The sequence below is a fragment of the Allobosea sp. TAB14 genome (genome assembly GCF_052113865.1).
Classification (GTDB): Bacteria; Pseudomonadota; Alphaproteobacteria; order Rhizobiales; family Beijerinckiaceae; genus Allobosea; species Allobosea spartocytisi.
The window spans coordinates 1-3791 of record NZ_JBFRDQ010000290.1 but is presented as its reverse complement, the minus strand read 5'-3'; the positions used below and the strand labels follow the sequence as shown (position 1 = coordinate 3791).

The window sequence follows — 3791 nt, the reverse complement described above, 5'->3', positions numbered from 1 at the left end:
GTCGAGACCTGGGGCTCGGCGCCGCGCCCGGTGGGCTCGCATCTCGTCATCGACGGGGAGGGGAATTTCCTCGGCTCCGTCTCGGGCGGCTGCGTCGAGGGGGCGGTGGTGGCCGAGGCCGCCGACGTCATCGCCGAGGGCAAGCCGCGGGTCCTGGAATTCGGCGTCGCAGACGAAACGGCCTGGAAGGTCGGGCTCTCTTGCGGCGGGCGCATCAAGGTCTATGTCGAGCCGGTCCGCAGCAAGGATACGCACTGATGGCCTCCTGGGAGACCCTTGTCGCCTTCGCGACGGTGACCATCCTCGTCGCCTATTTTCCGGGGCCGGCGCTGCTCTACACCGCCGCCCAGACGATCAGCCATGGCCGCAGGGCGGGACTGATGGCGATGCTCGGCATCCATCTCGGCTGCTATGTCCACGTCTTCGCCGCGGCCTTCGGCCTGTCGGCCGTGTTCAAGCATGTGCCGGAGCTCTACATGGCGGTGAAGATCGCCGGCGCGATCTATCTCGTCTGGATCGGCATCGGCATGATCCGCTCGCGCCTGGGCGCGCCCGACCAGCCCATCGCGCCGCCGAAGACGGTGAAGCGGGCGCTGCTGGATTCCTTCATCGTCGAGATCCTGAACCCGAAGGTCGCGCTGTTCTTCATCGCGCTGTTGCCGCAATTCGTCGATCCGGCCGGTTCGCTGCCGGTCTGGGCGCAGTTCCTGATCCTCGGCATGGTGGTCAACTTCGCCTTCTCCTCGGCCGATCTCGTCACCGTCTTCGGCGCCTCGCTCGTCGTGGGAGCGATGAAGAAGACCAGGACAGGGTTCGCCTTCGGGCGCTGGATCGGCGGCTCGCTGATGATCGCGCTCGGCCTGAAGCTCGCGACCGACAGGGGCTGAACGGTGGATCTCGCCATCCTCTCCGCGCTCAATGACGAGCGCGCGGCGCGGCGCGCGGCGGTGCTGGTGACCGAACTCGCGAGCGGCGCGCAGCGGCTGGTGCGGCAGGGCGAGATCGCGGCCGATCCGCTGGCCGAACTCGTCGCGAAGCAATTGCGCACCGGCAAGAGCGGCATGGTCGAGGCCGAGGGCGCTTCCTATTTCCTGACCGTGCAGGCGCCGCATCCGCGTATCGTCGTGACGGGCGCCGTCCATATCTCGCAGGCGATGGCGCCGATGGCGAAGGAGCTCGATCTCGATCTCGTGATCATCGACCCGCGCACGGCCTTCGCCACACCGGAGCGCTTTCCGGGCGTGGCCCTGCTGCCGGAATGGCCCGAAGACGTCCTGCCGCAGGTCGGGCTCGACGGCTACACCGCCTTCGTCGCGCTGACGCATGATCCGAAGATCGACGATCCCGCGCTCACGGCGGCGCTGCGCTCGGACTGCTTCTATATCGGGGCGCTGGGCAGCCGGAAGACGCATGGCAAGCGGCTGGAGCGGCTCGCTGCGGCAGGGTTCGGCGAGGAGGCGACACGGCGCATCCATGCCCCGATCGGGCTCGATATCGGCGCCGTCTCGCCAGCCGAGATCGCGCTCGCTATCCTGGCGGAGATCGTGAGCAGCCTGCGCGGCCCGCGCAGGAAGCCCGCCTGAAAGGGCACGCATCATGAAGTTCGGCCCCATCGCCATCGCCGATTCCGTCGGCTGCATCGCCGCCCATACGATTCGAGCCGGYGCGACGACGGTGAAGAAGGGCGCGCTGGTCACCGCTGAGATCGCAGCCGGGCTCGCCGAAGCCGGTATCGGCGAGATCGTCGCCGTGCGGTTGGAGCCCGGGGATGTCGCGGAGAACGAGGCTGCCTCGCGGCTTGCCGCGCGCCTGACCGGCAAGGGCATCGTCGCGGAAGCCCCCTTCACGGGGCGCGTCAACATGTTCGCGACGACGGCGGGCGTGCTCACGGTCGATGTCGCGGCGATCGACGCCTTCAACACCGTCGACGAGGCGATCACGGTGGCGACGCTGCCGGCGCTGAAGGCGGTCGTCGCCGGCGAGCTCATCGCCACCGTCAAGATCATTCCCTATGCCGTCTCGGAAACGCGAGTGGAGCAGGCGCTCAGTGCGCTCGGCCCGGAGCGGGCCATCGCGGTTGCAGCCTATCGCCCCTCGAAGGTCGGCGTGATCTCGACGATCCTGCCGGGGCTCAAGCCCAGCGTCGTCGACAAGACGATGCGCGTCATGATGGACCGGCTGGCGCCGGCGGCGGCCATCCTTTCGGCCGACAAGCGCGTGCCGCATGAGACGACGCCGCTGGCGGAGAGCATCGGGGTGCTGGCGAAAGGCGACAGCGACATCATCGTCGTCTTCGGCGCCTCGGCGATCACCGACCGGCGCGACGTGATCCCGCAAGCGCTGATCGAGGCGGGCGGACGGGTCGAGCATCTCGGCATGCCGGTCGATCCCGGCAATCTGCTGATGCTCGGCGAGATCGACGGCAAGCCGGTGATCGGCGCGCCGGGCTGCGCGCGCTCGCCCAAGGAGAACAGCTTTGACTGGGTGCTGCAGCGCCATCTGGCGGGCATCCGCGTCGGCCGCGCCGATGTCCAGCGCATGGGCGTGGGCGGGCTCCTGATGGAGATCGTCTCGCGGCCGCAGCCGCGCGCGCCGGGGCAACATGGCCCCGGACATATTGCCGGGATCGTCCTGGCGGCCGGCCGCTCGACCCGGATGGGCGCCGACAACAAGCTCCTGCAGGAGCTGCGCGGCAAGCCGATCGTGCGTTATGCCGTCGAGGCGCAGCTCGAGGCCCGGCTCGATCCGGTGCTGGTCGTCACCGGCCATCAGAAGGAGGCGGTCGAGGCCGCCCTTTCCGACCTGCCGATCCGCTTCGTGCACAATCCCGATTATGCTTCGGGGCTGGCCGGCTCGGTTCGCGCCGGGGTGGCGGCACTGCCGTCCGAGGTCGAAGCGGCGGTGATCTCGCTCGGCGACATGCCCAATGTGACGTCGCAGGTCATCGAGCGCCTGGCCGAAAGCCATCTCCAGCAGCCGGATTCGCTGGCCGTGGTGCCGACGCTGTTCGGCCATCGCGGCAACCCGGTGCTGCTGGCGCGGCCGATCTTCCCTGCGGTTTCGCTGCTGACCGGGGATCGCGGGGCTCGCCGCCTGCTTGACGAGGCCGGTAGCCGCGTCGTCGAGGTTCCCTTCGAGGACCCGGCCATCGCCATCGACGTCGATACGCCGGAAGCGCTCAGGGCGTTGCAGGGCTGACGGCTCGCCTGTAGCGGCCGTTTGTGCCCTGAGCCCCCATCCTGAGGAGCCATACCCAGGGATTGGCGTCTCGAAGAATGCTTCACGAGGCTCCGGAGCCATCTGGAGCATCCTTCGAGACGCCGCTTCGCGACTCCTCAGGATGAGGGTTCGCGCATTTTCGTCAGCGCTGCCAGTGCAGGCCGAGCGTCGCGTAAGCCTCGGAGGGCCGGTCGCTGGTGCGCTGCCAGCCGCCGGCGAGGCGCCATTCGAGGCCGAGCAGGCGCAGGCCCGTCAGATGCAGTCCAAGGCGCAGCTTGCGATAGTCCCGTTCGCGATAGGCTTCGACCTCCGGTCCGACATAGAAGCCGAGCGGCATCTGCCAGCCGGGAGCGGCACGCGCCCAGAGGCGCCGGTCCAGCGTCGAGGCATAGGCACTGGCCTGGAACATCATGCCCGGCAGCGGCGTGGACCAGAGATCGGCCTGCAATCGCGCGCCGTAACGTGTCTCGATCAGCGACGGGCCGAGTGGCTCGTCGCGCCTCTCGCTCTGGACGTCGGAGCCGGCATAAAGGGCGACGAACGTGTCGCCGATGCGCCATTCATAGCCGAGC

The 3791-nt window shown here is 68.8% G+C and carries 5 protein-coding genes; 4 read left to right on the top strand and 1 reads right to left on the bottom strand.

Annotated features, from left to right (window positions below; all coding sequences use genetic code 11):
• The 4 genes from AB4Y99_RS26450 to AB4Y99_RS26435 form a co-directional block, all read left to right on the top strand.
• Positions 1 to 258: XdhC family protein (locus AB4Y99_RS26450; protein WP_441525423.1), on the top strand; the 258-nt coding region annotated here is incomplete at its 5' end.
• On the top strand, positions 258 to 887 hold the full coding sequence (locus AB4Y99_RS26445; RefSeq protein ID WP_113254881.1) for a LysE family translocator: 630 nt from the start codon (positions 258 to 260) through the stop codon (positions 885 to 887). The genes AB4Y99_RS26450 and AB4Y99_RS26445, both read left to right, overlap by 1 nt.
• A gap of 3 nt (positions 888 to 890) precedes the next feature.
• Entirely contained in the window at positions 891 to 1583 is a 693-nt protein-coding gene (locus tag AB4Y99_RS26440; protein WP_441525422.1) for an XdhC family protein, read from the top strand.
• Between the two features lie 13 nt (positions 1584 to 1596).
• Positions 1597 to 3198: an NTP transferase domain-containing protein gene (locus AB4Y99_RS26435; protein WP_441525421.1), complete on the top strand. Its 1602-nt coding sequence runs from the start codon at positions 1597 to 1599 to the stop codon at positions 3196 to 3198.
• 163 nt (positions 3199 to 3361) lie between these two features.
• On the opposite strand, the gene bcsS is transcribed toward AB4Y99_RS26435, so the two are convergent.
• Positions 3362 to 3791 (bottom strand): cellulose biosynthesis protein BcsS (gene bcsS / locus AB4Y99_RS26430; protein WP_441525420.1); only part of this gene is annotated, 430 nt, incomplete at its 5' end.